21 protein-coding genes, 1 tRNA gene and 1 pseudogene are annotated in these 26,917 nt (G+C 73.3%); 10 read left to right on the forward strand and 13 right to left on the reverse strand.

Annotated elements, in window-relative coordinates:
• Positions 1 to 4: 4 nt before the first annotated feature.
• The 8 genes from prfA to argS form a co-directional block, all read right to left on the reverse strand.
• Positions 5 to 1,081 carry a peptide chain release factor 1 gene (prfA, locus tag Ae150APs1_RS10660; protein WP_075297293.1) on the reverse strand — a complete coding sequence of 359 codons (1,077 nt, stop codon included), beginning with the start codon at positions 1,079 to 1,081 and terminating at the stop codon, positions 5 to 7.
• A gap of 105 nt (positions 1,082 to 1,186) precedes the next feature.
• A complete protein-coding gene (gene rpmE / locus Ae150APs1_RS10665; RefSeq protein ID WP_010241986.1) occupies positions 1,187 to 1,411 on the reverse strand; it encodes a 50S ribosomal protein L31 in 225 nt (74 codons plus the stop codon).
• Between the two features lie 130 nt (positions 1,412 to 1,541).
• On the reverse strand, positions 1,542 to 3,542 hold the full coding sequence (gene rho / locus Ae150APs1_RS10670) for a transcription termination factor Rho (protein WP_075297295.1): 2,001 nt from the start codon (positions 3,540 to 3,542) through the stop codon (positions 1,542 to 1,544).
• Positions 3,543 to 3,851: 309 nt separating this feature from the next.
• Positions 3,852 to 4,754, reverse strand: a complete 903-nt coding sequence (gene thrB, locus Ae150APs1_RS10675; RefSeq protein WP_010241981.1) for a homoserine kinase — start codon at positions 4,752 to 4,754, stop codon at positions 3,852 to 3,854.
• Positions 4,754 to 5,770 carry a threonine synthase gene (gene thrC / locus Ae150APs1_RS10680; protein WP_249266552.1) on the reverse strand — a complete coding sequence of 339 codons (1,017 nt, stop codon included), beginning with the start codon at positions 5,768 to 5,770 and terminating at the stop codon, positions 4,754 to 4,756. Before thrC ends, thrB begins: the two co-directional genes overlap by 1 nt.
• 223 nt (positions 5,771 to 5,993) lie before the next feature.
• Positions 5,994 to 7,400 (reverse strand): homoserine dehydrogenase, encoded by a 1,407-nt coding sequence (locus tag Ae150APs1_RS10685; protein WP_010241979.1) that lies wholly within the window; start codon positions 7,398 to 7,400, stop codon positions 5,994 to 5,996.
• A 108-nt stretch (positions 7,401 to 7,508) separates the two neighbouring features.
• Positions 7,509 to 8,963 (reverse strand): diaminopimelate decarboxylase, encoded by a 1,455-nt coding sequence (gene lysA, locus Ae150APs1_RS10690; protein WP_075297297.1) that lies wholly within the window; start codon positions 8,961 to 8,963, stop codon positions 7,509 to 7,511.
• 5 nt (positions 8,964 to 8,968) lie between these two features.
• Entirely contained in the window at positions 8,969 to 10,618 is a 1,650-nt protein-coding gene (gene argS, locus Ae150APs1_RS10695; RefSeq protein ID WP_075297299.1) for an arginine--tRNA ligase, read from the reverse strand.
• Positions 10,619 to 10,752: 134 nt separating this feature from the next.
• On the opposite strand from argS, the pseudogene Ae150APs1_RS33505 reads away from it, so the two are divergent.
• From Ae150APs1_RS33505 to Ae150APs1_RS10715, 5 genes and pseudogenes are all read left to right on the forward strand, one after another.
• Positions 10,753 to 11,433: pseudogene (locus Ae150APs1_RS33505) on the forward strand (DUF3105 domain-containing protein); the annotation flags it as partial.
• Positions 11,434 to 11,466: 33 nt separating this feature from the next.
• Positions 11,467 to 11,838 (forward strand): DUF305 domain-containing protein, encoded by a 372-nt coding sequence (locus tag Ae150APs1_RS33510; RefSeq protein ID WP_254849447.1) that lies wholly within the window; start codon positions 11,467 to 11,469, stop codon positions 11,836 to 11,838.
• The gene (locus Ae150APs1_RS34300; RefSeq protein ID WP_349289880.1) at positions 11,813 to 11,962 is read left to right on the forward strand and encodes a hypothetical protein; all 150 of its coding nucleotides are present in this window, start codon (positions 11,813 to 11,815) and stop codon (positions 11,960 to 11,962) included. The genes Ae150APs1_RS33510 and Ae150APs1_RS34300 overlap by 26 nt, the downstream gene beginning before the upstream one ends.
• A 61-nt stretch (positions 11,963 to 12,023) precedes the next feature.
• Positions 12,024 to 12,095, forward strand: a tRNA-Arg gene (locus tag Ae150APs1_RS10710).
• 145 nt (positions 12,096 to 12,240) lie between these two features.
• On the forward strand, positions 12,241 to 12,843 hold the full coding sequence (locus tag Ae150APs1_RS10715; protein ID WP_060574959.1) for a TetR/AcrR family transcriptional regulator: 603 nt from the start codon (positions 12,241 to 12,243) through the stop codon (positions 12,841 to 12,843).
• A 9-nt stretch (positions 12,844 to 12,852) separates the two neighbouring features.
• Here the strand turns inward: Ae150APs1_RS10715 and Ae150APs1_RS10720 are convergent, their stop codons facing one another.
• The gene (locus tag Ae150APs1_RS10720; RefSeq protein WP_075297301.1) at positions 12,853 to 13,572 is read right to left on the reverse strand and encodes a DNA alkylation repair protein; all 720 of its coding nucleotides are present in this window, start codon (positions 13,570 to 13,572) and stop codon (positions 12,853 to 12,855) included.
• 133 nt (positions 13,573 to 13,705) lie between these two features.
• Between Ae150APs1_RS10720 and Ae150APs1_RS10725 the strand changes: the two genes are divergently transcribed.
• Positions 13,706 to 15,490: a phosphatidylglycerol lysyltransferase domain-containing protein gene (locus tag Ae150APs1_RS10725; RefSeq protein ID WP_139316869.1), complete on the forward strand. Its 1,785-nt coding sequence runs from the start codon at positions 13,706 to 13,708 to the stop codon at positions 15,488 to 15,490.
• Positions 15,491 to 15,503: 13 nt separating this feature from the next.
• Here Ae150APs1_RS10725 and Ae150APs1_RS10730 read toward each other — a convergent pair whose 3' ends face one another.
• Complete coding sequence (locus Ae150APs1_RS10730) at positions 15,504 to 16,802, reverse strand: hypothetical protein (protein ID WP_075297303.1); 1,299 nt, start codon at positions 16,800 to 16,802, stop codon at positions 15,504 to 15,506.
• Between the two features lie 124 nt (positions 16,803 to 16,926).
• Between Ae150APs1_RS10730 and Ae150APs1_RS10735 the strand changes: the two genes are divergently transcribed.
• The gene (locus Ae150APs1_RS10735) at positions 16,927 to 18,972 is read left to right on the forward strand and encodes an NAD(+) synthase (RefSeq protein ID WP_075297305.1); all 2,046 of its coding nucleotides are present in this window, start codon (positions 16,927 to 16,929) and stop codon (positions 18,970 to 18,972) included.
• 32 nt (positions 18,973 to 19,004) lie between these two features.
• On the opposite strand, the gene Ae150APs1_RS10740 is transcribed toward Ae150APs1_RS10735, so the two are convergent.
• A complete protein-coding gene (locus Ae150APs1_RS10740; protein ID WP_075297307.1) occupies positions 19,005 to 20,267 on the reverse strand; it encodes an HNH endonuclease signature motif containing protein in 1,263 nt (420 codons plus the stop codon).
• A 550-nt stretch (positions 20,268 to 20,817) separates the two neighbouring features.
• On the opposite strand from Ae150APs1_RS10740, the gene Ae150APs1_RS10745 reads away from it, so the two are divergent.
• Positions 20,818 to 21,063 (forward strand): hypothetical protein, encoded by a 246-nt coding sequence (locus Ae150APs1_RS10745; RefSeq protein WP_249266294.1) that lies wholly within the window; start codon positions 20,818 to 20,820, stop codon positions 21,061 to 21,063.
• Between the two features lie 45 nt (positions 21,064 to 21,108).
• Here the strand turns inward: Ae150APs1_RS10745 and Ae150APs1_RS10750 are convergent, their stop codons facing one another.
• Complete coding sequence (locus tag Ae150APs1_RS10750; protein WP_075297313.1) at positions 21,109 to 22,455, reverse strand: MFS transporter; 1,347 nt, start codon at positions 22,453 to 22,455, stop codon at positions 21,109 to 21,111.
• Between the two features lie 302 nt (positions 22,456 to 22,757).
• Between Ae150APs1_RS10750 and Ae150APs1_RS10755 the strand changes: the two genes are divergently transcribed.
• Complete coding sequence (locus tag Ae150APs1_RS10755) at positions 22,758 to 23,549, forward strand: hypothetical protein (protein ID WP_139316870.1); 792 nt, start codon at positions 22,758 to 22,760, stop codon at positions 23,547 to 23,549.
• 36 nt (positions 23,550 to 23,585) lie between these two features.
• Here Ae150APs1_RS10755 and Ae150APs1_RS10760 read toward each other — a convergent pair whose 3' ends face one another.
• On the reverse strand, positions 23,586 to 25,709 hold the full coding sequence (locus Ae150APs1_RS10760) for a PhoX family phosphatase (protein ID WP_075297315.1): 2,124 nt from the start codon (positions 25,707 to 25,709) through the stop codon (positions 23,586 to 23,588).
• 296 nt (positions 25,710 to 26,005) lie between these two features.
• Here Ae150APs1_RS10760 and Ae150APs1_RS10765 point away from each other — a divergent pair, with 296 nt between their 5' ends.
• On the forward strand, positions 26,006 to 26,842 hold the full coding sequence (locus Ae150APs1_RS10765) for a bifunctional allantoicase/(S)-ureidoglycine aminohydrolase (protein ID WP_075297317.1): 837 nt from the start codon (positions 26,006 to 26,008) through the stop codon (positions 26,840 to 26,842).
• The last annotated feature ends 75 nt before the right edge of the window (positions 26,843 to 26,917 follow it).

Genomic DNA, 26,917 nt, shown 5'->3' on the forward strand with positions numbered 1-26,917 from the left:
GCGATCACTCGTCCCCGCTCTCCCCCGCCATCGCCTCGGCGCGGTCGGCCGCGGTGAGGGCGGCGAACACGTCGGTCAGGTTCCCGTCGAGCACCGACGAGAGGTTGTGCGCCTTGAAACCGACCCGGTGGTCGGAGATCCGGTTCTCCGGGAAGTTGTAGGTCCGGATCCGCTCGGAGCGGTCGACGGTGCGGACCTGGGACCGGCGCTGCTCGGAGGCGGCCTCGGCGGCCTCGGCCTCGGCCTTGGCCTGCAGCCGGGCGCGCAGCACGTCCATCGCACGTGCCTTGTTCTGGAGCTGGGAGCGCTCGTTCTGGCAGCTCACGACGATGCCGCTGGGCAGGTGGGTGATCCGGACCGCGGAGTCGGTGGTGTTGACGCTCTGCCCGCCGTGGCCGGACGCCCGGAAGACGTCGACCCGGATGTCCTTCTCGTCGATCTCCACGTCCGGGGTCTCGTCGGCGTCCGGGAACACCAGGACGCCGGCCGCGGAGGTGTGGATGCGGCCCTGGGACTCGGTGACCGGCACCCGCTGCACCCGGTGCACGCCGCCCTCGAACTTCAGCGCCGCCCAGGCGCCCTGCGCGGGGTCCTTGGACCGCACGGAGAGCGTGACGTCCTTGAACCCGCCCAGGTCGGACGGTGTGGAGCCGAGCAGCTCGACCTTCCAGCCGCGGGACTCCGCGTAGCGGGTGTACATCCGGACGAGGTCCCCGGCGAACAGCGCGGACTCCTCGCCGCCCTCCCCGGACTTGATCTCCATCAGGACGTCGTCGGAGTCGTGCGGGTCGCGCGGGACCAGCAGCTCGGCGAGCTCGGTCTCCAGCTCGACGACCCGGACGTCGAGCGCGTCCGCCTCGGCCGCGAACGACCGGTCCTCGGACGCCAGCTCACGGGCCGCGTCGCGGTCCTCCCGGGCCTGCGCCAGGTCTCGGGCGCACCGCACCACCGGCCCGAGCTGGGCGTAGCGCTTGCCCAGCTTGCGGGCCTGCACCTGGTCCGCCAGCACCTCGGGGTCGGCGAGGCGCTGCTCGAGCTCGGCGTACTCGTCGAGCAGGGAGTCGACCGACTGGCTGGCCATCGCGCGCGATCCTTCGTCCGGAGGGGAGGGGGCGCCTCCGGGGCCGGAGACGCGAAACGGCGCCCGCCTCCTCGTGGAACGAGGTGACGGGCGCCGTGACGGGAGCTACTGGCCGGCGCGGGCGCCGCGCTTCCCGTAGCGGGCCTCGAAGCGGGCCACGCGGCCGCCGGAGTCCAGGATCTTCTGCTTGCCCGTGTAGAACGGGTGGCAGGCAGAGCAGACCTCGACGGTGATCGCACCGTTCGCCTTGGTGCTCCGGGTCGTGAACTGGTTGCCGCAACCACAGGTGACCTGGGTGTCGACGTACTGGGGGTGGACGCCCTCGCGCATGGGATTTCTCCTCTCGGTGGCCGCCGGGTCCCGCACGCGCGGGTGAACCGGAGCCGGGAAGCTGACGGACCATTCAACCACCCGGGCCCCGGTGGAATTCCCACCGGGGCCCGGGTGCGTGGCCTGCGACCTAGTCCTCGTCCTTGCCGGGCGCGTTCTTCGCGACCTGCATCAGGAACTCGATGTTGGTCTTGGTCTTCTTGAGCCGGTCGAGCACCAGGTCGATCGCCTGCTGGTCGTCCAGCGCGGAGAGGACGCGACGGAGCTTGACCATCACCGCGTGCTCGTCCGGCGACATCAGCAGCTCTTCCTTGCGGGTGCCGCTGTCGCCGACGTCGATCGCCGGGAAGACGCGCTTGTCGGCGATCTTGCGGTCCAGCTTGAGCTCGGCGTTGCCGGTGCCCTTGAACTCCTCGAAGATCACCGTGTCCATCGTGGACCCGGTCTCGACCAGCGCGGTCGCGAAGATCGTCAGCGAGCCGCCGTCCTCGATGTTCCGCGCGGCGCCCAGGAAGCGCTTCGGCGGGTACAGCGCGGTCGAGTCGACACCACCGGAGAGGATCCGGCCCGACGCCGGCGCGGCCAGGTTGTAGGCGCGGCCGAGACGGGTGATGTTGTCCAGCAGGACGACGACGTCGTGCCCCATCTCCACCAGGCGCTTCGCCCGCTCGATGGAGAGCTCCGCGACGGTGGTGTGGTCCGACGGCGGGCGGTCGAAGGTCGAGGCGATGACCTCGCCCTTCACCGACCGCTGCATGTCGGTGACCTCCTCCGGCCGCTCGTCGACGAGGACGACCATGAGGTGGCACTCGGGGTTGTTCGTCGTGATCGCGTTCGCGATGTTCTGCATGATCGTCGTCTTGCCCGCCTTCGGCGGCGAGACGATCAGGGCGCGCTGCCCCTTGCCGACCGGCATCACCAGGTCGATGACCCGGGTGGTGAGCTGGGTCGGGTCGGTCTCCAGGCGGAGCCGCTCGTTCGGGTAGAGCGGGGTCAGCTTGGTGAACTCGGCACGCTGGCGCGCGGACTCGGGGTCGCGGCCGTTGATGGTGTCGACCCGCACCAGGGGGTTGAACTTCTGGCGCTGCTGCTCGCCCTCGCGGGGCTGGCGGACCGCACCGGTGATCGCGTCACCGCGGCGCAGGCCGTTCTTGCGCACCATCGACATCGAGACGTAGACGTCGGTCGGGCCGGACAGGTAACCGGTGGTCCGCACGAACGCGTAGTTGTCCAGGATGTCGACGATGCCGGCGACCGGCAGCAGGACGTCGTCGTCGCGGATCTCGGTGTCGACGTTGCCGCCGCCCCCGCCGGTGCGCTCGCGGTCCCGGCCCCGGCGACGGTCCCGGAAGCGGCGCCCGCGACGGCCGCGGCCGTCGCCGTCGTCGTCCAGGTCGTCGTTGTTGTCGTTCCGGTTGCGGTTGCGGTTGTTCCGCCCGCCGTCGTTGTCGTCGTTGCGGTTGCGACCGCCCCGGCCGTTGTCGTTGCGGTCGTTGCCGCCGCGGCCGCTGTCGTTGTTGCGGTCGTTGTTGCTGTCCTTGTTGCGGTCGTTGCCACCGTCGTTGCGGTTGCGACCGCGGCCGCCGTCACGGCCGTCGTCGGAGCCGGAGTCGGACTGCGCGTCGCGCTGACCGGCGTCGCGCTGGCCCGCGACCTTCCGGCCCTGGTCCTTCTCGCCCGGGTCCTTCTGGCCGGCGTCCTTCTGGCCGGAGTCCTTCTGGCCGTCCCGGCCGCCGTCGCGCGGGGCGTCGTCGCCACCCTGGCCGCCGCGGCGGCGGGTGCGCGGCGCGGGGGCCTCCTCGGTGGCGGCGGGCTTCGCCGCACCACCGGAGCCGTTGGCGGCGGGCGCGGTGGTGTCCGCACCGGTGTCGCCGAGGGGGAGCTGCGGCGTCTCGGCGCCGTCGGAACCGGCCTTCGACCGCGACTTGCGCGCCGGCGCGGCCGCGCCGCCCTGACGCTCCTTGATCGCGGCGATCAGATCGCCCTTCCGCATACCGGAGATGTCCGGGACGTTCAGCTCGGTGGCCAGCTGACGCAGCTCGGCCAGCACCATGCCGGACAGGCCACCGCGACGGCGGGGCGCCGCCTCGTTCGACGCGGTCCCGGTACCGGCGAGATCGGTCTCGCTCACAGAGTTCCTTCCTGACCGACCCGGTTGTCCTGTCCAGGTCAGGGAAAATGTCGCACGCTCGACCGGCGCGGAGAGCCCGCACCGGCAGCATTCACAAAGATGGTGCCCACAACGACGTCGGTGGGAGTCAGGCCGCCCGTTCGGGATTCCGAGTCCAGTCAGAAAAGGAGATCGGGCGAGCGGGCCCGGCCGCAAGACTACGCCGATGTCGCGTGGATCGCCATGCACCGGCGAGACTAGACGTATCGCCCCTGGGCGGCAACAACCCCCCACCGCGACGCGCCGACGAACCGGGTCGTGTTGCTCACGTCAGACGATCTCGACGCGGACGCCGTCGGTGTCGACCGGCAGCGCGCGGACCGCGAAACCGTCGGTGTCGACGTCGGCGGGCACCGTCCCGTCCGAGGTGAGCGCGAGGACCGTCGGCCCGGCGCCGGAGATCGCGGCCGGGACGCCGTGGCTGCGCAACGCCTCCACCAGCCGCAACGACGACGGGTAGGCCGGCCGCCGGTAGGGCTGGTGCAGCCGGTCCTCGGTCGCCGCGAGCAGCAGCTCGGGGCGCCGGGTCATCGCCAGCACGGCGAGCGCGCAGCGGCTGCCGGTGAACGCCGCGTCCCCCAGCGGGACCTGCTCGGGCAGCAGCCCACGGGTGGTCTTGGTCGAGGACTCGGTCCCGGCCACGAGGGCGACCGGTCGCACGTCCGGGTGCACGTCGAGCTTCTCCGCGTGGAATCGGCGGGCCGAGCCCTGCACCTCCCACGCCACCACGAACCCGCCGAGCAGGCTGGCCGCGGCGTTGTCGGCGTGGCCCTCCATCCCGGCGGCGATCTGCAGGACCGCGTCGCGCTCCAGCTCGTGGTCGTGCCCCGAGAGCACCGCGGCCGCCGTCACGCCCGCGACGGCGGCGGCCGCCGAGCTGCCCAGCCCGCGCGAGTGCGGCACGGCGTTCGTGCAGCGCAGCCGCAGCCCCACCGGGGCCCCGCCGAACACCTCGAACGCCTGCCGCATGGCACGGAGGACGAGGTGCCGCTCGTCGCGCGGGACGAACCGGGAGCCCTCCCCCGCGACGTCCACGAACACCCCGGGGGTCGGCTGGACCTCGACGTCGATCTCGTCGTACAGGCCGAGCGCCATCCCGAGGCAGTCGAAACCGGGCCCCAGGTTCGCCGTCGAACCCGGGACGCGGATCCGGACGCGCGTCGGACGTCCCATCAGGCCAGCTCGAGGGCCGCCGCGACGGCGCCGGGGTCGATCGGGACGATCTCCGGGTCCGGCGCGGTGAGCAGCGCGGTGTCCGGGTCCTTGAGGCCGTGCCCGGTCACCGTGCAGACGACCAGCGACCCGGTGGGCAGCGAGCCGTCCGCGTGCGACTGCAGCAGCCCGGCGACGCTCGACGCCGACGCCGGCTCGACGAACACACCCTCCTCGGCGGAGAGCATCCGGTAGGCGGTCAGGATCTCGTCGTCGGTGACGGCGGCGAAACGCCCGCCCGACTCGTCGCGCGCGGTGGTCGCCCCCTTCCACGACGCCGGGGCACCGATCCGGATCGCGGTCGCGACCGTCTCCGGCTCGGTGACCGGAGCACCGTGCACCAGCGGCGCGGCACCCGCAGCCTGGAAGCCGAACATCCGCGGCAGCTCGGAGATCACGCCGTCGGCGTGGTAGCCGCGGTAGCCCTGCCAGTACGCGGTGATGTTGCCGGCGTTGCCGACCGGAAGGCAGTGGATGTCGGGGGCCTGCCCGAGCTGGTCGCAGATCTCGTAGGCGGCCGACGCCTGCCCGGCGATCCGGGTCGGGTTCACCGAGTTGACCAGCGCGATCGCCGGATAGTCCGCGGTGGTCTTGCGCGCGAGCTCCAGACAGTCGTCGAAGTTGCCGTCGATCTGCAGGATGCGGGCCCCGTGCGCGACGGCCTGGGCCAGCTTGCCGAGCGCGATCTTGCCACGCGGCACCAGCACCGCGCAGGTCATCCCGGCCCGGGTCGCGTAGGCGGCCGCCGACGCCGCGGTGTTGCCGGTGGAGGCGCAGAGCACGCTCTGCTTGCCCTCGGCGAGTGCCGCGGTGACCGCCATCGTCATCCCGCGGTCCTTGAAGGACCCGGTCGGGTTCGCCCCGTCGACCTTCAGGAACACCTGGCAGCCGGTCCGCTCGGACAGCCGCGGGGCCGGCAGCAGCGGGGTGCCGCCCTCGCCGAGGGTCACCACGGTCCAGTCCGGCTGCGCCGGCATCCGGTTCCGGTACGCCTCGATGATCCCGGGCCAGTGGCCCGGCGGCGGGGGCGCGACCGCGCCCGCCACCTGCGCCGCGAGATCCGGACGGCCGGCGGCCGGCCCCCGGACGTTCTGCACGCTGCCGGTCATCGCCGGTCGCCTCCCGTGTTCCTCCGGCGGCAGCCGGAAATCGTGCACCGTTCCTCCGATCGCGGCGCGGCGGCGCGCACCGGCTCCGGGCTCATTCGCCCATGCCCAGTGCGCTGACCGCACGGCCGAGTCCCTCGACGCGCAGCACACCGGCCACACCGAGGACGTGGTCGAGATCGAGCAGCGCGGAGACCGTGGCGGCCAGTGCCGCCTCCGGCGCGGAGTGCGTGACGACCGTGAGCCGGGCCTGGCTGCGGTCCGAGCCGTCGGGCCGGTCGACGGAGCCGTTCACCCCGCCGGTCTGCCGGACCGCCGCGATCGAGACGCCGTGCCGGGCGAACTCGCCGGCGATCGCGGCGAGCACACCCTCACGGTCGGCGACCTCCAGGTCGACGTGGTACCGGGTCGGGACCTCGCCGACCGGGCGGACCGGCAGGCTCGCGTACGCCGACTCGCGCGGCCCGCGTCCGCCGCCGACCCGGTTGCGGGCGACCGCGACCAGGTCACCCAGCACCGCCGACGCGGTGGGCGCACCGCCGGCGCCCTGGCCGTAGAACATCAGCTGGCCGGCGGCCTCGGCCTCGACGAACACCGCGTTGAAGGCGCCGTCGACGCGGGCCAGTGGGTGCGACTCGGGGACCATCGCCGGGTAGACGCGGGCCGACACCGACTCGGTGGCGGTGCCGTCGGCGGCGGTGTCGACGACCCGCTCGCAGATCGCCAGCAGCTTGATCGTGCAGCCGAGCCTGCGGGCGGCGGCGACGTCGGCCGAGCTGACCTCGCGCATGCCCTCGCGGTGCACGTCGGACGCGGTGATCCGGGTGTGGAACGCCAGTGTGGCCAGGATGGCGGCCTTGGAGGCCGCGTCGTAGCCGTCGACGTCGGCGCTCGGGTCCGCCTCGGCGTACCCGAGGCGGGTGGCCTCCTCCAGCGCGTCGGCGTAGGAGGTCCCACCGGCGGACATCGCCGACAGGATGAAGTTCGAGGTGCCGTTGACGATCCCGGCGACCCGGGTGATCCGGTCCCCCGCGAGCGACTCGCGCAACGGCCGCAGCAGCGGGATGGCACCGGCCACCGCGGCCTCGTAGTACAGGTCGGCGCCGGACGCGTCCGCGGCCTCGGCCAGCGTCGGCCCGTCCTCCGCCAGCAGTGCCTTGTTCGCCGTCACCACCGACTTGCCGGCCTTCAACGCCTCCAGCAACCAGCCGCGCACCGGTTCGATGCCGCCGATCACCTCGACGACGACGTCGACGTCGTCGCGGGTGACCAGCTCCGACGCGTCGGTGGTCACCAGGTGCCCGAAGTTCTCGTGCAACCACGGGTGCCGGTGCGGCCGCCGGACGGCGACGCCGACCAGCTCGACCGGGGCGCCGACCCGCGCGGTCAGGTCGTCGGCCTGCCCGGTGATCAGACGTACCACCTCGGTGCCGACGGTGCCGCAGCCCAGCAGCGCCACCCGGACGGCCGCCGGTCCCACGGAGCCCTCGCCGCTCGCCACGTGCCCTCCTCGAGTACCGCGCCCACCCCTCAGCGGGCGCCGATCATTCCTGGTCAGACCCTCCCGGGCAGTGCCGGGTGGCCGTTGTCACCCGGCCCGCGGGATCGCTCACACCTCGAACCGGAACTGGTCCTCCAGTGTCTCGCGGCGCAACAGGGTCCGGTCGGCCCCCTCGCGCACCGCGACGACCGCGGGCCGCGGCAGCCGGTTGTAACCGGACGCCATGGCGTAGCAGTACGCACCCGTGGCCGCGACCGCCAGCAGGTCGCCCGGCGCGAGATCAGCCGGCAGCCAGCAGTCGCGCACCACGATGTCACCGGACTCGCAGTGCTTGCCGACCACCCGGGACAGCACCGGCTCGTCGCCGCCCGGCACCGAGTCCCGCTCGGACGATCGCGACACCAGCCGGACGTCGTACTCGGCGTCGTAGAGCGAGGTGCGGATGTTGTCGCTCATCCCGCCGTCGACGCTGACGTAGCGCCGGGAGTACCCGCCCAGCGGCACGTCCTTGATCGTCCCCACCTCGTAGACGGTGACGGTGCCCGGCCCGGCGATGGCCCGGCCAGGCTCGACGGCGATCGCCGGGACGTCCAGCCCGGACGCCGCGCACTCGCGCTTGACGATCGCGCGCAGCTCCTCGGCCAGCGCCGGCATGGACAGCGGCACCTCGCCGGGGCGGTAGGCGATGCCGATGCCGCCGCCCAGGTCGAGGGTGCGCAGCGCGGCCAGGTTCTCCGTGCCGTGCTCGGCGTGCAGGTCGGCGAGGACCTTGACGACGCGGCGGGCGGCGGCCTCGAAGCCCTCGGTGTCGAAGATCTGGCTGCCGATGTGGCTGTGCAGCCCGACCAGCTCCAGGTGCCGCGCGGCGACCACCCGGCGGGCGGCCTCGATCGCCGCCGAGTCCTTCTCGCCGGCACTGCCCGCGGCGATCGAGAAGCCGAACTTCTGGTCCTCGTGCGCCGTCGCGATGTACTCGTGGGTGTGCGCCTCGACGCCGACGGTCAGCCGGATCAGCACCGGCGCCGTCACGCCCCGCTCGGCCGCGACGGCCTCCAGGCGGGCGATCTCGTCGAAGCTGTCGACGACGACGCCGCCGACACCGGCGTCCACCGCCGCCGCCAGCTCCGGGACGGACTTGTTGTTGCCGTGCAACGCGATCCGCGGCGGAGGGAACCCGGCACGCAACGCGACGGCCAACTCGCCGCCGGAGCAGACGTCGAGCGACAGGCCCTCCTGCGCGACCCAGCGGGCGACCTCGGTGCACAGGAACGCCTTGGCCGCGTAGTGCACGGCGGACGCCCCGAACGCGGCGGCGAACTCGGCGCAGCGGGAGCGGAAGTCGGCCTCGTCGAGCACGAACAGTGGCGTGCCGTGGGCCGCCGCGAGGTCGCGGACGTCGGTCCCGGCGATCCGCAGGGCGCCGTCGTCGCCGCGGGACGCGCCGCGCGGCCACACGGCCGGGGCGAGGGCGTCCATCGCGGCGGCCGACTCCGGGCGCGGGCCGGCCGACTCGGGTGCGGGGGTGATGCCGGCGTGCAGCGGGCCGGCGGGGTGAGCGCGCATGGGTGTCACATCCGTTCGGGCGCGCCGACGCCGAGCAGGCCGAGCCCGTTGGCGAGCACGCGTCGGGCGGCGCCGCAGAGCGACAGCCGGGCCCGGTGCAGGTCGGAGATCTCCTCGTCGCCCTGGGGCAGGACACGGCAGGAGTCGTAGAACTTGTGGTACGCCCCGGCGAGCGCCTCCAGGTAGCGCGCCACCCGGTGCGGTTCCCGCAGCTCGGCCGCCGTGCGGACGACGTCGGGGAACTCGCCGAGCGTCCGGATCAGGTCGCCCTCGCGGTCGTGGACGAGGAGGCCGTAGCCGTCGCCCGGCTCGACGCCGAGGTCGGCCGCGTTGCGGGCCAGCGACGAGAGGCGGGCGTGCGCGTACTGGACGTAGAAGACCGGGTTCTCGCTGGTCCGGCTCGACACCAGGTCCAGGTCGATGTCCAGCGTCGAGTCCACCGAGGACCGCACCAGCGAGTAGCGGGCCGCGTCGACACCGACGGCGTCGACGAAGTCCTCCAGGGTGACGATCGTGCCGGCCCGCTTGCTCATCCGGACCGGCTCGCCCGCGCGGATCAGGTTGACCATCTGGCCGATCAGCACCTCGACGACCGACGGGTCGTCGCCGAACGCCGCGGCGACCGCCTTCAGCCGCACCGTGTAGCCGTGGTGGTCGGCGCCGAGCATGTAGAGGCACCGGTCGAACCCGCGGCCGCGCTTGTCCCGCAGGTAGGCGATGTCACCGGCGACGTAGGCCGGGGTACCGTCGCTCTTGATGACGACCCGGTCCTTGTCGTCGCCCTGCTCGGTGGAGCGCAGCCACCAGGCGCCGTCCTTCTCGTAGAGGCTGCCGTCGTCCTTCAGCTGCCGGACCGAGTCCTCGACGGCGCCGGACTCGTGCAGCGACAGCTCGCTGAACCACACGTCGAAGTCGGTGCCGAACTCGTGCAGCGACCGGCGCATCTCCTCGAGCATCAGCGCGACGCCGGTCCGGCGGAACGCCTGGTGCCGCTCGGCCTCGGGCAGTTCCAGGATGCCGGGCTCGGCGGCGACCACCCGCTCGGCGATCTCGCCGATGTAGGCGCCGCCGTAGCCGTTCTCCGGGGTGGGCGCGCCGGTGGCGGCGGCGATCAGGGACGCGGCGAAGTGGTCGATCTGGGCGCCCGCGTCGTTGATGTAGTACTCGCGGGTGACGTCGGCGCCGCGGGCGACCAGCACCCGGCCGAGCGCGTCGCCGACGGCGGCCCAGCGGGTGCCGCCCAGGTGGATCGGACCGGTCGGGTTGGCCGAGACGAACTCGAGGTTCATCCGGGTGCCGGCGAGCTCGTCGCCGGTGCCGTAGCGCTCGCCCTGCGCGAGTACCTCGCCGACGATCGCACCCTGCGCGTCCGCGGCCAGCCGCAGGTTGATGAAGCCCGGCCCGGCGATCTCGGCGCCGGCGACGCCGTCGCGGGTCGCGAGCTCCTCGGCCAGCCAGGTCGCGAGCTCGCGCGGGTTCACCCCGGCCTTCTTGGCGGTGCGCAGCGCGATGTTCGTGGCGTAGTCGCCGTGCTCGGGGTTGCGGGGACGCTCGACGCCGGCGTCCGCGGGCAGCGCGGAGACGTCCAGGTCGCGTCGGGTCAGCACGTCCCGCGCGACGTCACGGACCAGATCGGCGAGAACGTCGGGATTCACCAGCGGGATTCTAGGAGGTGACCGCGGGCACCTTCATGCTGGTATCGGCCCCGGTCCACGGGTGGTGGACGGAGCCCCGGCCGGGCGTCCCTAGACTCGGTGGCCCGCTCGCCGACCACGAACAGGCTCCCCGCATGGCCAGCGGCAAGTCGTCCGGCAAGAAGCGTCCGCCGTCGGTGGGGGCGGTGAACCAGCGCCAGATCCCCTGGGGGACCGTCGCGGCCGTCGTCGTCATCGTGGCCCTGGCCGCCGGGTTCATCGGTTACCCGCTGCTGCAGCGCGGCCAGAACGCGCAGTGGACCCCGAGCGAGGAGAACCGCGACCCGTCGCTGGCGATCGAGGGCATCGTGAGCCAGGAGTACCCCGGGCTGCAGCACGTCCTCGGGTTCCAGTCGGTCGCCTACACCCACAGCCCGCCGTTCGGCGGCGCGCACGACGGCTTCTGGGCGGCCTGCAACGGCGTCGTCTACCCCCAGCCGGTGCGCTCGGAGAACCTCGTGCACTCGCTCGAGCACGGCGCGATCTGGATCACCTACAACCCGGACCAGGTCGACGAGGCCGCCCACGGGTCGCTGCGTCAGCGCGTCGAGGGGCAGCCGTACACGGTGATGTCGCCCTACCCGGGCCTCGACTCCCCGATCTCGCTGCAGTCCTGGGGTCACCAGCTCAAGCTGACCGACGCCGAGGACGAGCGGATCGACCAGTTCGTCCGGTCGCTGCGGACCAACCGCTTCACCCACCCCGAGGTCGGAGCGTCGTGTGACGCGCTCGGCGCCCAGGGCTTCGACCAGGACAACCCGCCGCCGTTCGCCCCGATCCCGCCGCAGACCGCGGTCGACAAGCAGACCGTGTTCCCGGAGAACGAGGGCGCGAACCCGGGCGGCGCCCCCGCCGCCGACCCGAGGGTCCGGCAGCTCGCGTTCGACATCGAGAGCCTGCAGAACCAGCAGATCGGCCGGATGCAGGGCTGGCTGGGGCTGTGGAACGCGCCCAACCTGCCCACCGACGGCCACATGGCCTGGATGGCCGACGCGCACGCGGGCCACGGCGGTCACGCGGAGCACGGCGGTGGCATGTCGCAGATGCCCGGGATGGCGACCACCGAGGACCTCGCCCGGATGCGTGCGACGCCGGCCGGGCAGCAGCTCGACGTCGTCATTCCTGCAGCTGATGCTGCGCCACCACGAGGGCGGGGTGTCGATGCTCGAGTACGGCCGTGACCACGCGCAGACCGCGGAGGTCCGCAACCTCTCCGAGCAGATACTGAGCGCGCAGACGGCCGAGTCCGAGCTGATGCGCGGCCTGCTGTCGGAGCGCGGAGCGCAGCCGCTCCCGATGAGCTGACGATCACCACCCCCCGTGTGGAGGGGGTGGGGTGGTGCGCTAGTGTTCTCCCTGTTGCACGGCCCCCGTAGCTCAGGGGATAGAGCACCGCCCTCCGGAGGCGGGAGCGCAGGTTCGAATCCTGCCGGGGGCACATCGAGTGCCACATCGAATCGGCCCCTCATCCTGGTCCATCAGGTGAGGGGCCGTTCTCGTTGCCGCACGCGCGCTCCGGCGCCGGTCGAACTCGATACCGCGGGTATCCTGCGGGGCATGGACACACGACGAGGCCGGACGCCGTGACCGGACCGGTCCCCCGGGTCAAGCGCGACGAGGTCCGCCGCCGCCTGCTCGACGCGGCGGCGGAGGTGTTCGCCCACCGCGGTTTCGCCGCCGCGCGGCTCGACGAGATCGCGTACGCCGCCGGGTTCACCAAGGGTGCGGTGTACTCCAACTTCGCGGGCAAGCACGCGCTGCTCGCGGAGCTCATCGAGCAGCGTGTCCGCGCCCAGCTCGCGACGAGCACCGAGGAGATCCGGTCCAAGGGGCGTCCGGAACGAGCACTCGAGGACATCGCGGAGGTCTTCGCCACCGGGATCGTCGAGCAGGGCACCTGGGCGCGGCTGCTCGTGGAGATCGCCCAGCAGGCCGGCCACGATCCTGACGTGCGCGACGTCTACGTCGAGGTGCGCCGCAGCCTGCGCGACGAGCTCGCCGCCACCCTCGCGACGGCCTGCGAGAACCTCGGTCTGGAGCTCACTGTGTCGCCGGAGCAGCTCGCGCTGACCCTGCAGTCGCTGCGGCTCGGGCTGGCCCTCGAGTACGGCACCGACCCGGAGCAGGTCGACCGGGCCGCCGTCACCGCGGTCTTCACCGACACGCTGCGCGCGCTCGTGCGCTGACGCCGGCTGTCACCGCAGCCCCATCAGCTCCCGCCGCGTCGCCGGGTCCAGCTTCTCGACCGCGTACCGGAACGTGTCCCGCCGCAGACGCGACCGCCGGGCCCGCAGGTAGTCCACGACGTCGTCGGGGTGCGCCTGCGCGGCCACCTTCAGCAACCAGCCGACTCCCTTCTGCACGTAGCCGTCCGGGTCGTCGAGCAGCGCGTCGGCGCGGTCGAGCACGTCCGTGAGCGGCAGGGGCTGCGCGCTCCTCGGACCGGCGAGCTTCACGACCGCGACGCACGACGCCCGACGGGCCCAGGGCCCGGACGAGCCGGTCCAGGCGGCCGTGTCCGCGACGAGCTCGGGACGTCCCAGCAGGTAGGGGTGCAGGAGCTTCAGGCAGAGGTCGTCGCACTGCGCCCAGTTCCCGACCGGGCCCTCCAGCCAGCCGCGGCTCCGGTCGAGGAACGACGCGTCGAGCTCCCGCCGGGCGGCCCGGTGCAGCAGCGCGAACGCCAGGAGCACCTCCTCGTGGTACTCGGCGCCGTCCAGCAGGGCCTCTGCCCGGTCGATCAGCTCGGCCGACGATCCGGGGTGGGCGCGGACGTCGGCGTACGCCAGTGCGCGGACCTCGCCGTTGCCCACGCCGAGCGCCCGCACGCCGCCCGGGAAGTAGCGCTGCATCCCGGCCACGGCGTCAGGGGCGGCCCGCGCACGCAGGGCGGCCCGCAGTTCGTCGACCGGCACCCCACGATGATGCCCGCCCACCGGCGACCGGGTGGCGCCCGGCCACCGGGACCGGTCTAGGTTGGCGGCGCCCACCGGCGACTTCCGGGACATCCCGGAACGCGCCACCGGGCCCGGGGGACGGGAGGATCGCGTGTCGGGGGCCGAGTTCGACGGGGACCGCCACGATGCCGGGCGCGTCGCCCCTCCACGCCCCGATGCGGACGCGCGGCGGCGACGGCTGTCGGAGGCCGCCGTCGTCCGGGCGGTGGTGTGGGCGGCCCGGATCGTCGGGCTGCTCACCGTCGTCTCCGCGGTGCTCCCCGCTCCGCGCCGCCTGCTGGGCGGCGAGCTGCGCAGCACACTCGGTCTGCCTGCGGGCGTCGGCCTGGCCGCGCTCGTCGTGACGACGGTGGCGGGCGCAGGCCTGCTGTTCCTCGCCACCGGCCTGCGGCGGCGCAAGCAGCGCGCGTGGTGGGTCGCGACCGGGGTCACGACCGTCCTCGTCGTGGTCAACGTCGTGCACGTCCTGGACCAGCGGCGCGGCCTCGCCCCGGCCGTGCTGGTGGGAGCATTGCTGGTGGCGTTGCTCGCGACCCGGCGACACTTCGTCGCGCGGCAGGATCCGGGCGGGCCGGGGCGCGCGGTGCGGTCCTTCGTCCAGTTCGGGCTGTCCGGGTTCCTCGTCGTCTGGGTGCTGCTCGCCGTCAATCCCCGACGGCTGCTCGACGACCCGTCGGTCGCCGCGCAGGCCGCGCACGCCGGTCTCGCCCTGATCGGTGTCACCGGCCCGGTGGCGTTCGTGCCCGGCGCGGCCTGGCTGGACGATCTCACCGCCGCAGCCGGGCTGACCTTCGGGGTCGTCGCCGTCGTCACCGCGGGGTACCACCTGCTGCGCTCACCGGAGCCGCGGCCGTCGCTGGAACCGTGCGACGAGCAGCAGTTGCGCTCCCTGCTCGGCCGGCCCGGCGGGGACTCGCTCGGCTACTTCGCGCTGCGCCGGGACAAGGCGGCGGTGTTCTCCCACGGTGGCAGCTCCGCGGTGTCCTACCGCGTGCTGGCCGGGGTCGCGCTCGCCTCCGGCGACCCGGTCGGCGACGTCGGCGCCTGGCCCGGCGCCATCGAGGAGTTCCTCGGGCAGTGCACGCGTTACGGCTGGTCGCCCGCCGTGCTGGGCTGCTCCGAACGCGGTGCGACGGCGTGGGCGAAGGCCGGGCTGGACGCGCTGGAGCTGGGCGACGAGGCCGTCCTCGACACGGCGACCTTCACCCTGGACGGGCGCCCGATGCGCGGGGTCCGGCAGACGGTCGCCCGGATGCAGCGGAGCGGGCACACGGTCACCGTCGCGCGGCTCTCCGAGCACACCCCCGACGAGCTCGCCGCGATCGCCGAGCGGGCGCACCGCTGGCGCGGCGACGACCACGAGCGCGGGTTCTCGATGGCGTCGTCGCGGGTCGCGGACCCCGCCGACCCGGACGCCGTGGTCGTCACCGCGCTCCGCGACGGCGAGCCGACCGGCATGCTGCAGCTGGTCCCCTGGGGTCCCGACGGCCTCTCGCTGGACCTGATGGTCCGCGCGGCCGGCGCGGACAACGGCATCAACGAGCTGATGATCGCCGAGCTCCTGGCCGCGGCGCCGGGGCTCGGCGTGACGCGGGTGTCGCTGAACTTCGCCGTGTTCCGCTCCGCGCTCGAACGGGGCGAGCGGATCGGCGCCGGACCGGTGGCGCGGACCTGGGCGCGGCTGCTGCGGATCGCGTCGCGGTGGTGGCAGATCGACTCGCTCTACCGGTTCAACGCCAAGTTCCGGCCTGCCTGGTACCCGCGCTATGTGCTGTTCCCGGCCGTCCGGGACCTGCCGCGGATCCTGTTCGTCGTGCTGGAGGCGGAGGGGTTCGGCGGACGGCCACCGGCGGTGCAGCGGCTGCTGCGCCGGTGACCGTCGTGTCCGGTCAGGGCAGCGGATCGATCCGGATCCGGTAGGAGACGTCGACCCGGTCCCTGCCCTGCTGGATCGCGCGGTTCGCGAACGACAGCTCGAACCCCCGCCGCGCGCCCGCCGCGAGCCGGAACGGGACCCGGCCCGACTCGGTCCCGTCGACGACCAGTACCGCGGTCCCCCTCGCCTCGAACCCACCGCTGTTGACCAGCTCGAACGGCGTCGGACACTGCGGGGTGAAGCAGTCGGGGAGCTGCCGGGTCACCGGGTCGACGGCGCCGGGTGCGTACAACAGGGAGTCGCAGGACCGGGCGTCGGAGACCCGGTCCTGGCCCCGTCCCACCGCGCCGACCGCACCGGGTGCCGGCCGTGCCGCGCGGATCCCGGTCGGGTCGGGCGACCCGGCCGGCACCACGGAGAGCAGCCGCGGCTCCGGGCCACCGGACAGCACGATCTCCCGCCCCGGCCAGGACACGACCCGTCCGGGCGCACCGTCGATCTCCCGTTCCCCCGGTTCGGCGTACGCGGGCGGCGCCCCGCCCGCACCGGTCAGGTCGCCGGCCAGCCCGGTCACCGACGGCGGCACGGCCGGGGCCAGCCACGCCGTCACCGCGGCGGGCGGGGTCACCCAGTAGCCGGACAGCCGGGACGCCTTGACCGCCCCGTCCTTCTCGGGCCGCCACCAGTCCGACGCACCCTTCAGCACCTCGGTGCCCGAGACCCGGGCGTACTCCGCACGGCCGCCACCGGGCCGGGTGAGGGCGCCGTACACGTCCCCGCTGCCGTCGCTGGTGAGCTCGACGTCGACGGGTCCGGTGCCGGGCTCGGTCAGCCGGGCGCGGTAGGTGACACCGTCCCAGCCGCGGACGTCCGCTGCCGCCGCCGCGACCGCGTCCGGAGTGCTCGGTGGCCAGCGCAGCCAGGCGACGGTCGCCGCGGTGGCGAGGAGCAGGGCGACGAGGACGATCACGAGAGCGCGCACCCGGCGGCGACGCGGTGCGGGGCCGGCCGACGGCCCGTCGGTGTCCGGCCCGGGCGGCAGCCCACCGGTGTCGGGCGGTCCGTCGGCCGCGCCGGCCGGCACCGTCCGGCCGGTCGCGGCGGCACCGCCCGTACCCGCCTGCTCCCACCAGGGGAGCGCCGCCGCCCGCTCCGGGGGGACCGTCGACTGGGACGGTGTGACCGTCGGCGGAGCGGACTCCCCGACGGGTCCGCGGGACGGGGCCGACCCCTCCGCGGTCCCGTCCCGCCGCGCGTCGGGGGCGTCCCCGTCCCCCGCGTGGCCCTCGTCGTCCGGCCGTGTGCGTTCCACCGGTGGCCCCCTCTCCCCGGCGGCCGGTCGCCTCCGTCCCGGGAGTGTGCGGGGAGGGCTCCGGGAGCCCTCCCGGGAAGGAACCGTCCGGCGGGCCGCCGGACCGACCGGCCACAATGATCGGGTGGACTTCCGCTCCGTCTACCGCCACCGGTTCCTGCGGGCCGCCGCGGCGACCCTGCACACGACGATGGCCGAGCCCGCCGCGAACGCGGCCGCCGTCCTCGACGCCGCCCGCTCCTGCCACGACGACGGCGTGGGCCTGGTCGTGTTCCCGGAGCTCACGCTGTCCGGCTACTCGATCGAGGACGTCCTGCTGCAGGACACGTTGCTCGAGGCGGTCGAGCGGGAGCTGGTGACGCTGGCCGCCGCGACCGCGGAGCTGCTGCCGGTCCTCGTCGTCGGGGCTCCGTTGCGGCACCGGCACCGCGTCTACAACACCGCCGTCGTGATCCACCGCGGGCGGATCCTGGGCGTCGCGCCGAAGTCGTACCTGCCGACCTACCGGGAGTTCTACGAGCGTCGCCAGCTCGCCGCGGGTGACGACGTGCGCGACGCGACGATCACGGTCGGCGGCACGGCGTACCCGTTCGGCACCGATCTGCTGTTCCGTGCCGAGGACCTGCCGGGCTTCGTGCTGCACGCCGAGATCTGCGAGGACTTCTGGGTCCCGGTGCCGCCCTCGGCGGAGGCAGCCCTGGCCGGGGCGACGGTGCTGGCGAACCTGTCGGGGTCGCCGATCACGGTCGGCCGCGCCGAGCAGCGACGGCTGCTGTGCCGGTCGGCGTCGTCGCGCTGCCTGGCCGGCTACGTCTACGCCGCCGCCGGTGAGGGCGAGTCCACGACGGACGTGTCGTGGGACGGCCAGACGCTGGTCTACGAGAACGGCGAGCTGCTCGCCGAGTCGGAGCGGTTCCCCGACGGCCCGCGCCGAGCGGTCGCCGACCTGGACCTCGACCTGATCGCCGCCGAGCGACGGCGGCAGGGCACCTTCGACGACAACCGCCGCACCCACGCCGACCGCACCGACGCCTTCCGGACGGTCACCTTCCGGGTCGACCCGCCCGGGCACGACATCGGGCTGCGCCGCACCGTGGAACGCTTCCCGTTCGTCCCCGCCGACGCCGAGCGGCTCGAACAGGACTGCTACGAGGCCTACTCGATCCAGGTCTCCGGGCTGGAGCAGCGGCTGCGCGCGATCGGCCAGCCGAAGGTCGTCATCGGGGTGTCCGGGGGGCTCGACTCCACGCACGCCCTGATCGTCGCGGCGCGGGCGATGGACCGCCTCGGCCGGCCGCGCAGCGACATCCTGGCCTTCACGATGCCCGGCTTCGCCACCTCCGACCACACCCGCGGCAACGCCGTCGCGCTGTCCGAGGCGCTGGGCGTCACCTTCGAGACCCTCGACATCACCGGTACCGCGCGCACGATGCTGACCGAGATCGGGCATCCGTTCGGCCGCGGCGAACCCGTGTACGACGTGACGTTCGAGAACGTCCAGGCCGGTCTGCGCACCGACTACCTGTTCCGGCTCGCGAACCAGCGCGGCGGGATCGTGCTGGGCACCGGTGACCTCTCCGAGCTGGCGCTGGGCTGGTCCACCTACGGCGTCGGTGACCAGATGTCGCACTACAACGTCAACGGCGGCGTGCCGAAGACGCTCATGCAGCACCTGATCCGCTGGGTGATCTCCTCGCGGCAGTTCGACGACGGCGTCTCCGCCGTGCTGCGGTCGGTACTCGACACCGAGATCACTCCGGAGCTGGTCCCGTCGGACGGCACGCAGGAGGTCCAGTCCAGCCAGGCGACGGTCGGTCCGTACGCGCTGCAGGACTTCACGCTCTGGTACACGCTGCGGTACGGCTTCCGGCCGTCGAAGATCGCCTTCCTCGCCGGGCACGCCTGGTCCGACCCGGCGGCCGGGGAGTGGCCGCCCGGCTTCCCGGACGACGAGCGCCCCGCCTACGACGCCGCCGAGATCCGGTGCTGGCTGCAGGTCTTCGCGAAGCGGTTCTTCGCGTTCGCCCAGTTCAAGCGGTCCGCCCTGCCCAACGGGCCGAAGGTCTCCGCGGGGGGAGCGCTGTCGCCGCGCGGGGACTGGCGGGCGCCGTCGGACATGTCGGCCGCCCTGTGGCTGGCGGAGATCGAACGCGAGGTCCCGGACGCCTGAGGGCGCCGGATGACCGGCCGGGCCACGGTCGGTCATCCGGGCGCCCGGTAGGTGTGCCCGGTCGGGGTCGTGGTCCGCACCCTGCCGTCCGGCCCGCGAGCCACCCGCCACCCCGCCTGCTCCCGGACATGGTTGTGGAACTCGCACACACCCCTGCCGTTGTCGAGCTCGGTCGCCCCGCCCTCGGCGTCGCGGTGGATGTGGTCGATGTGGCGGACCGGGGCGTCGCAGTAGGGCTCGGTGCACCGGTTCCCCGCGCGCGCCCGGACCAGGCGGGCCAGCAATCCGGTGAAGGTGCGCTGGCGGGAGTCTCCGCCGATCAGGACTCCGTCGGAGGTGATCAGGCGGCGCAGGGTCTTCCTCCCCTCGCCCGTGGCGAGGAGCTCGACCGGGACCGGTCCGTGGCCGGGGATCTCCGCCGGCAACGGTGAGTCCGGGTCCAGCAGCGCCTCGATCGGCACCACGACCTGGACCTCGACACCCACATCGGTCGCCATCGCCTGTCCGGTGAGGCGCTCGACGAGCGTGTCGGCCATGACCTGACCACGGGTACGGGTCAACGGTGCCGGGTCCACCGACACCTCGGTGAACGCCTTGTTCAGGGCGGCGAGGCAGGCCACGCCCTGTTCGACCGGGAGGTAGGCGGTCAGGAAGGTCATCGCATCCGGCGCCGGACGCAACGTCACGCGCCGCTCGGCACGGGCGGACTCGACCCGGGCGAGGAACTTCCCCGGTGCGACCTCGGCGGCGAAGCGGCAAGCGAGATCACGCAACCGGCCCAGACCGAGCCTGGTCAGATCGTGCGCAGCCAGACGAACATCCACCGCGGCACGTTCAGCACGGTCCAGACCCGAACACGCGCTCACCACCACCGCCACCTTCGCCGAGCTCAACTCACCGGCCCCGAACAACCCACGCACGTGATCGAGACCGTCGTGCAGATCCCGGGCGACGCTCACCCGACGCCGCGCCTCGGCCGGCGACACCCGACAGGCCAACCCGACCTGCGCCACCACACCCCGCTGCAACCGATCCGGATCCGTCCGACCGGCCGCGATGCCGTTCTCCACATGGAGCCGGGCGAACGCCCGCACCCGGGTGGCCTGCAACGCCGCCAAGGAGTGCTGCACGGATTCGAGCTGCTGGATCTGATCGATCAACTCCGCCTCGGAGACCCCGGACAGGTCGTCGAGCGCGGCCTGCTCCACCGCCAACTGAACCAGCGCCAGATCGACCTGAGGGAACCCCGGACCGGCAGGGAGGCCGGTGCGTGGAGGTTCCTGGACCGCGGTCATGAGCCAGACACTATCCGAACATGCGTTCGAGCCGCTAGTAATCGTTCGCGATAGCAAACCCCTGACCAGCGAAGGCGTCGGCGACGGTCTGCGGAGAACCCGCGAGGACGCACTCCCCGACCGCCGAGCACCAGGCCCGGCCCGGCCTGGCACGGGACACCGATCGCCCGCCCGCCGGAGTGATCGATCGGCTACGCCCGGCGCACGGGAAGGGTGTGTCGTCGTGCCACTGCCACCGGTCGCCGATCGCCGGTACGGCTCACCGAGCGATGTCCGGCGGTTCGTGATGCGTCCGACGGTCACGGCCGTCGGGAGCCGGTCCGGCACGCCTCCGTCCACCCGGCCGAGCGACAGCCACACACCTTCCCGTGCGCAGCGGGAACCCGGCCTCCACAGTGGATTTCCCGAGGCCCGGGAGACCCCGGAACCCCAGCTCGGACGGTCCGTACGGAGCCCGCGCCCCTGGGCCGCGCGGGTGATCCACGACTACTACTGCCCCCGGCAATCGACCTGGAGGTGAGTCTTGGCACTCGCGAACATCCTGTCCGAGATGCCCGATCTGCTCGAGCGGACCCTGTCGGAGCACACCCCCGACGACCAGGGTTACTGCTGGGAGTGCCGGGACGCGAGCGGAATCAGCGCGACCTGGGCGTGCGTCACCCGCGAGCTCGCCGAGCAGGCCCGTTCGATGAACGGCACCGACGACGCCCCGGCAGCCGGGACCGTCGCGGGGCGCCGCCGGGCCCGGGAGTTCAACGCCGCCGGCCTGGCCGACGGCCGGCACCGCTCCCCCTGATCACCCCGGCGGCCGGGCGGCGTGTCACCCGGCCGCCGCCGGTCGTCAGGACAGCTGCGCCGGCGCCCCCGGCCGGTGCGTCTCGCGGATGAGGACGATCGCCACCAGCGAGATCACCGCGACGACGACCATGTAGACCGCCACCGGCGTCGACGACCCGTAGCCCTGCTGCAGCGCGGTGGCGATCAGCGGGGCGAACCCGCCGCCGAGGACCGCGCCGACGGCGTAGGAGAACGACGCGCCGCTGTAGCGGTAGCGGGCCTCGAACATCTCGGCGAACAGCGCCGACTGCGGGCCGTAGGACAGGCCGAGACCGGCCGTCAGCACGACCACCGCGAGGACCATCGCCGCGAACGAGGTCGTGTCCAGCAGCAGGAAGAACGGCACCGGCCAGACCACCAGCATCACCGAGCCGACGAGGTAGGCCCGCTTGCGGCCCACCCGGTCCGACCAGATCGCTCCGGCCACGATGCTGACCAGCCAGCTCAGCGAGCCGATGATCACGACGACGATCATGGTGTTGCGCGGGACCTCGAGCACCTGGGGCCCGTAGGACAGCAGGTACGCCAGGAAGATGTAGCCGATCGCGTTGTTGGCGATGAAGCTGACCGAGGCCAGGACCAGCTCCCGCGGACGCTGCGCGAACACCTCCAGGATCGGCGCGCGGCTGCGGGACCGGTTCTCGCGCAGCATCGCGAACACCGGGCTCTCCTCGACCCGCAGACGGATCACCAGCCCGACGACGACGAGCAGGATCGAGAGCAGGAACGGGATCCGCCAGCCCCACGCCGCGAACTGCTCGGGCGTGGTCACGTTCGACACGACGAGGAACACCAGCTGGGCCAGGATCAGCCCGGCCGGGACACCGATCTGCGGGAACGAGCCGTAGCGGCCGCGCCGGCCGGGCGGGGCGTGCTCGACCGACATCAGCGCGGCGCCGCCCCACTCACCGCCCGCGGAGAGTCCCTGCAGCAGGCGCAGCACGACCAGCAGCACCGGCGCGGCCACGCCGATCTGCGCGTAGGTGGGCAGCAGGCCGACGCCGACGGTCGCGAACCCCATCAGCAGCAGCGACGCCACCAGCATCCTCTTGCGCCCCAGCCGGTCCCCGAAGTGGCCCCAGACGATGCCGCCCACGGGCCGGGCGACCAGCCCGACGCCGAGGGTCGCGAAGGCGGCCAGCGTGCCCGAGGCCGCCGACATCGTCGAGAAGAACTGGCTGTTGAACACCAGGGCGGCGGCCGTGGCGTAGATGAAGAAGTCGTACCACTCGATCGTCGTGCCGATCGCGCTCGTCGCGGCGACCCGGCGCACCTGCGACGGCGACGATCCGGTCGTGTCGGCGACGGTGCGCGGGCCGGCCCCCTGGCCGGCGGCGTGCTGGTCGGACATGCGGGCGCTCCCCCCTCGCCGGCACCGCGGTGTGCCGGTCCGCGGATACTGTGCACCGAACGTCCGGTCGGGTAAAGACGGTTCCGGACATTCGTCGCGCATCGACGGCGGTCGCACCTCCCGTGCCGCTCGCCGCACGGCCGGGTTCGGTCGTCGTCCCGGTGAATCCCCCGGACCGGACATTCCGGCACGCTTCGCTACCGTCCGGTGAGGACACGCGATCCGGTCCCCCGACCGGCAGGGATTCCCCCGATCCCACGCTCCCCCGCAGCCCGCCCGGACGCGTGCCGGAGGAGAACGTCGTGCCCCGACACCGCCACCGGCGGGAACAGGCCGCGATCCGTCCCGGGTTGCGCCACGTCGCCACCGCGGCCGCCGTCACGAGTGGCGCGCTCGTCGTCGTCACGCCGATGGCCGGGCTCGGCCCAGGCCCGGCCGAGGCGGAGCTGCGGCTCGCCGCCGACAGCACCGGAGCCCTCGACGACGCCCTCGACGGCGGCAGCCGGAGCGCGGACCTCCTCGACGGGACGGCCGAGCCGGTGGCGGCCGCGGCGGCCGTCGACACACCGCGTACCGAGCCCGTCCTCGGCGCGGAGATCGTGCGTGACGCGGGCCTGCTCGACGCGACCGCCGACGCCGGCCGGGCCGCGGCCGACGAGGCCGAACGCATCGCCCGGGAGGTCGCCGACCGGGCCCGGCTCGGCGGCACCGGGTCCTGCGACGTCGACACCGACGACCTCGGCTCGGTGAAGAGCTGGGTCTCCGACGCCGCGGAGTTCCTCGCCTGCGCCTACGACGAGCCGGAGCTGATCGGCGTCGCCCAGCGCGCCAACGCCTCCGACCACCCCACCGGGCACGCGCTGGATCTCATGGTCCGCGGCGAGAAGGGCGACCGCATCGCCGACTGCGCCCTGGCCAACGCCGACGAGCTCGGCGTGAAGTACGTGATCTGGGAGCAGGCGATGAACGACGGCTCCGGGTGGACCGAGATGTCGGACCGCGGCGACGACACCGCGAACCACTACGACCACGTGCACATCTCGTTCGAGAAGAGCGCGGGTTCCGGCGACCCGGACCTCGGCCGCTGCGCCTGACGGTGGGCGGGGCGGACCCCGCCCACCGCGGCGTCCTCAGAGCCCGATCTTGGCGGGCCGCCCGTCCTGCAGGTGCCGGATCGCGGCGACCGCCGGCCGCGGCTGGGCGGGGCCACCGTCCGGCCAGTGCGACGCCGGGGCCTCCGGCGAGGCGTCGTCGACGTCGCCCGGGTGCTGCACCGAGACCAGCACGAACGTCTCGGTGACGACCGGGCCGCAGCACTCGGAGCCCACCGGGACGCTGGCGAACAGCCGCGTCGACCCGCGCTGCGGACCCTCGAGCACGACGCCGTACAGCCCGTCGTTGATCTCCAGCGCCTGTGTGGAGTCGGTGGAGACCCACAGGTTGCCGTAGGGGTCGAACGCGACGTTGTCCGGCGAGGTGATCGGGCTGACCTGGGACTTGTCGAAACCGCCGAAGTACGTCGACGGGTCGTCCGGGTTGCCGCAGACCAGCAGGATGTTCCAGCCGAACTTCGTCGCGGCGGGGTCGTCGCCGGACTCGGTCAGCTCGATGACGTGGCCGTGCTGGTTGTCGACGCGGGGGTTCGGCTCGTCCGCGCCGGCCTCGCCCGCCTTGCCGCGGTCGGAGTTGTTGGTGCAGGCGATGTAGACCTTGCCCGTCCTCGGGTTCGGCTCGACGTCCTCGGGACGGTCCATCTTGGTCGCGCCGGCCTTGTCCGCGGCGAGCCGGGTGAAGACGAAGACGTCCGCGACGCTCATCCCGGCCACGTAGGACTTCGTCGTGGAGGCGAGCGGCTTCCACTCGCCGCCGCCGTCGAACTGCCCGTCGCGGGGCAGCGCACCGTTCCCGGTGATCTCCGCGGCCGGGCTGTTGCCGGTGAAGACGGCGACGTACAGCGTGCCCGACGCCAGCAGCGTCGCGTTGTGCTCGCGCGCGGCCCGGCTGTCGCCCTTGCGCATCTTCTTGTCCGACACGAACTTGTAGACGTAGTCGAAGCGCTCGTCGTCGCCCATGTAGACGACGGGGCGGCCGTCGTCGGTGAGGGCGACGGTGGCGCCCTCGTGCTTGAACCGGCCCAGCGCGGTGTGCTTGACCGGCTTCGACGACGGGTCGTGCGGGTCGATCTCGACGATGTAACCGAAGCGGTTCGCCTCGTTCGGCTCCTTCGCCAGGTCCCAGCGCGGGTCGACGCGCTCCCACTTCCGCTCGGAGCCGCCCTCCTCCAGGCCGTAGCGCTCCAGCCGCGGATCGGTGACCGGACCGGAGGCGAAGTAGCCGTCGAAGTTCTCCTCGCCGGACAGGAACGTGCCCCACGGGGTCGTCCCGCCCGCGCAGTTGCCGATCATGCCGAGCACGGCGCGGCCGGTCGGGTCGGCCTTCGTCCGCAGGACCTCGGCCCCGGCCGCCGGACCGTCGAGCACCATCTCGGTCTCGGCGGTGATGCGCCGGTTGAGCTTCCCCGCGCGGTCGTAGTGCATCTCCCCGGTCTTCAGGTCCCGGGTGACCTCGACGATCCCGCCGCCGTGCGCGGCGATGCCGATCCGGATCTGCTCCTCGGTGGGCGCGTCCTCGTCGTACCCGCGGAACATCAGCGGCTCGAGCGTGTACTCGTGGTTGGAGTACATGACGTAGCGCTTCCCGGCGCCGTCGATCGGCAGGATCCCGCAGAAGTCGTTGTTGTAGCCGAACTGGCGGGCCTGTGCCGCTGCGGTCTGGTTCTCGAAGTCGAACTCCGGGGCGTCGGGGAACATCGGGTCGCCCCAGCGGATGACCACGTTGCTCGCGTAGTCCTTCGGCACCCGGATGGTGTCGTCGAGGTTCGGCGGGACGGTCTCGTAGCGCAGCCCGCGCGGCGGCTCGGCCTGCGCCGCGGCCGGGGCGGCCGCCGCACCGAGGGGGTGCGCCGGGGTGGGGGCGGGGGTACCGGCCGAGGCGGTGCCGGCCAGCGCGGCGCCGGTGCCGGCGGTCAGGCCGAGGACCGCACCCGCACGGAGCATGCCGCGGCGGTCGAGCACGGTCTGCAGGACATCACCGAAGTACCCGTTCGACGACGTGTTCGGCTCCGGCTTCGAGCACGCGTCGCCGCACTTGTACCGGCAGGTCAAGCCCTGGCGGCCGGGCCGGAGCCGGTCGATGACGGGGAGCGTGCGGCGGGCGCCGGCCTCGGGGGCGTCGCCGGGGCAGCAGTCGGCCACGGTCGTTCTCCTGGGGGTCGTGGTGGGAGGGCGTCGGCGGACGACGTCACGGTGGGTGTCGTCCGGTTCCTCCGCATCACAGCAGTCCCGTCCTCCGTACGGGTGAGGAGAAGGTGGCCGCCGGGTGAACGACCTCCGGGCAGGCGAGTGGGCTCGGCCACGTGGCGCCCGCCGGCGCGCAGAGACCCGGGTGGACGCGGGTGGCTCCCGATCCTTGACACGACGCGCACGACGCCGTTCCATGAACCCGACTGACGGAATCGAGATTTCGTCATGCAGAATTCACGGGAGAGTGCATGACCGGACAGCAGAGCTACTACCGTCCGACCGGCGGGCTGCCGCCGCAGACCCAGCTGCTGACCGACCGGGCGATGTTCCGCGAGGCCTACGCGGTCGTCCCGCGGGGGACGAACTCGGACATCGTCACCAGCTCGCTCCCGTTCTGGACCGGGACGCGGCTCTGGGTGCTGGCGCGCCCGCTGTCCGGGTTCGCCGAGACGTTCTCCCAGTACATGATGGACGTCGCGCCGCACGGCGGCTCCGACCGCCCGGACGACGACCCGGCGGCGGAGTCGGTCCTGTTCGTGACCGCGGGGACGCTGGCGCTGCGGATCGGCGACCGCTCGTACGAGCTGGGCGCCGGCGGGTACGCCTACCTCCCGCCCGGCGGGAACTGGACCGCCTGGAACCACGACGGTGCGGAGCACGCGCACTTCCACTGGATCCGGAAGCGGTACCAGTACGTCGACGGGATCGAGCCGCCCGAGGCCTTCGTGACCAGCGACGCCGAGGTCGAGCCGGTGCCGATGCCCGACACCGGCGGGACCTGGAGCACGACCCGCTTCGCCGATCCGGCGGACCTGCGCCACGACATGCACGTCAACATCGTGACCTTCGAGCCGGGCGGCTGCATCCCGTTCGCGGAGACCCACGTGATGGAGCACGGGCTCTACGTCCTCGAGGGGAAGGCCGTGTACCGGCTGAACGAGGACTGGGTCGAGGTGCAGGAGGGCGACTTCCTGTGGCTGCGGGCCTTCTGCCCGCAGGCCTGCTACGCGGGTGGCCCGGGGCGCTTCCGGTACCTGCTCTACAAGGACGTCAACCGGCACATGCCGCTCGGCCCGGTCCGCTGAGGACCTCACCGCGCGGGACGCGGGTGCGCGGGCCGGGGCGGGAATCCTCCACGCGCCCCGGCCCGGCTGGTCCTC

Source organism: Pseudonocardia sp. Ae150A_Ps1 (assembly GCF_001932315.1).
Classification (GTDB): domain Bacteria; phylum Actinomycetota; class Actinomycetes; order Mycobacteriales; family Pseudonocardiaceae; genus Pseudonocardia.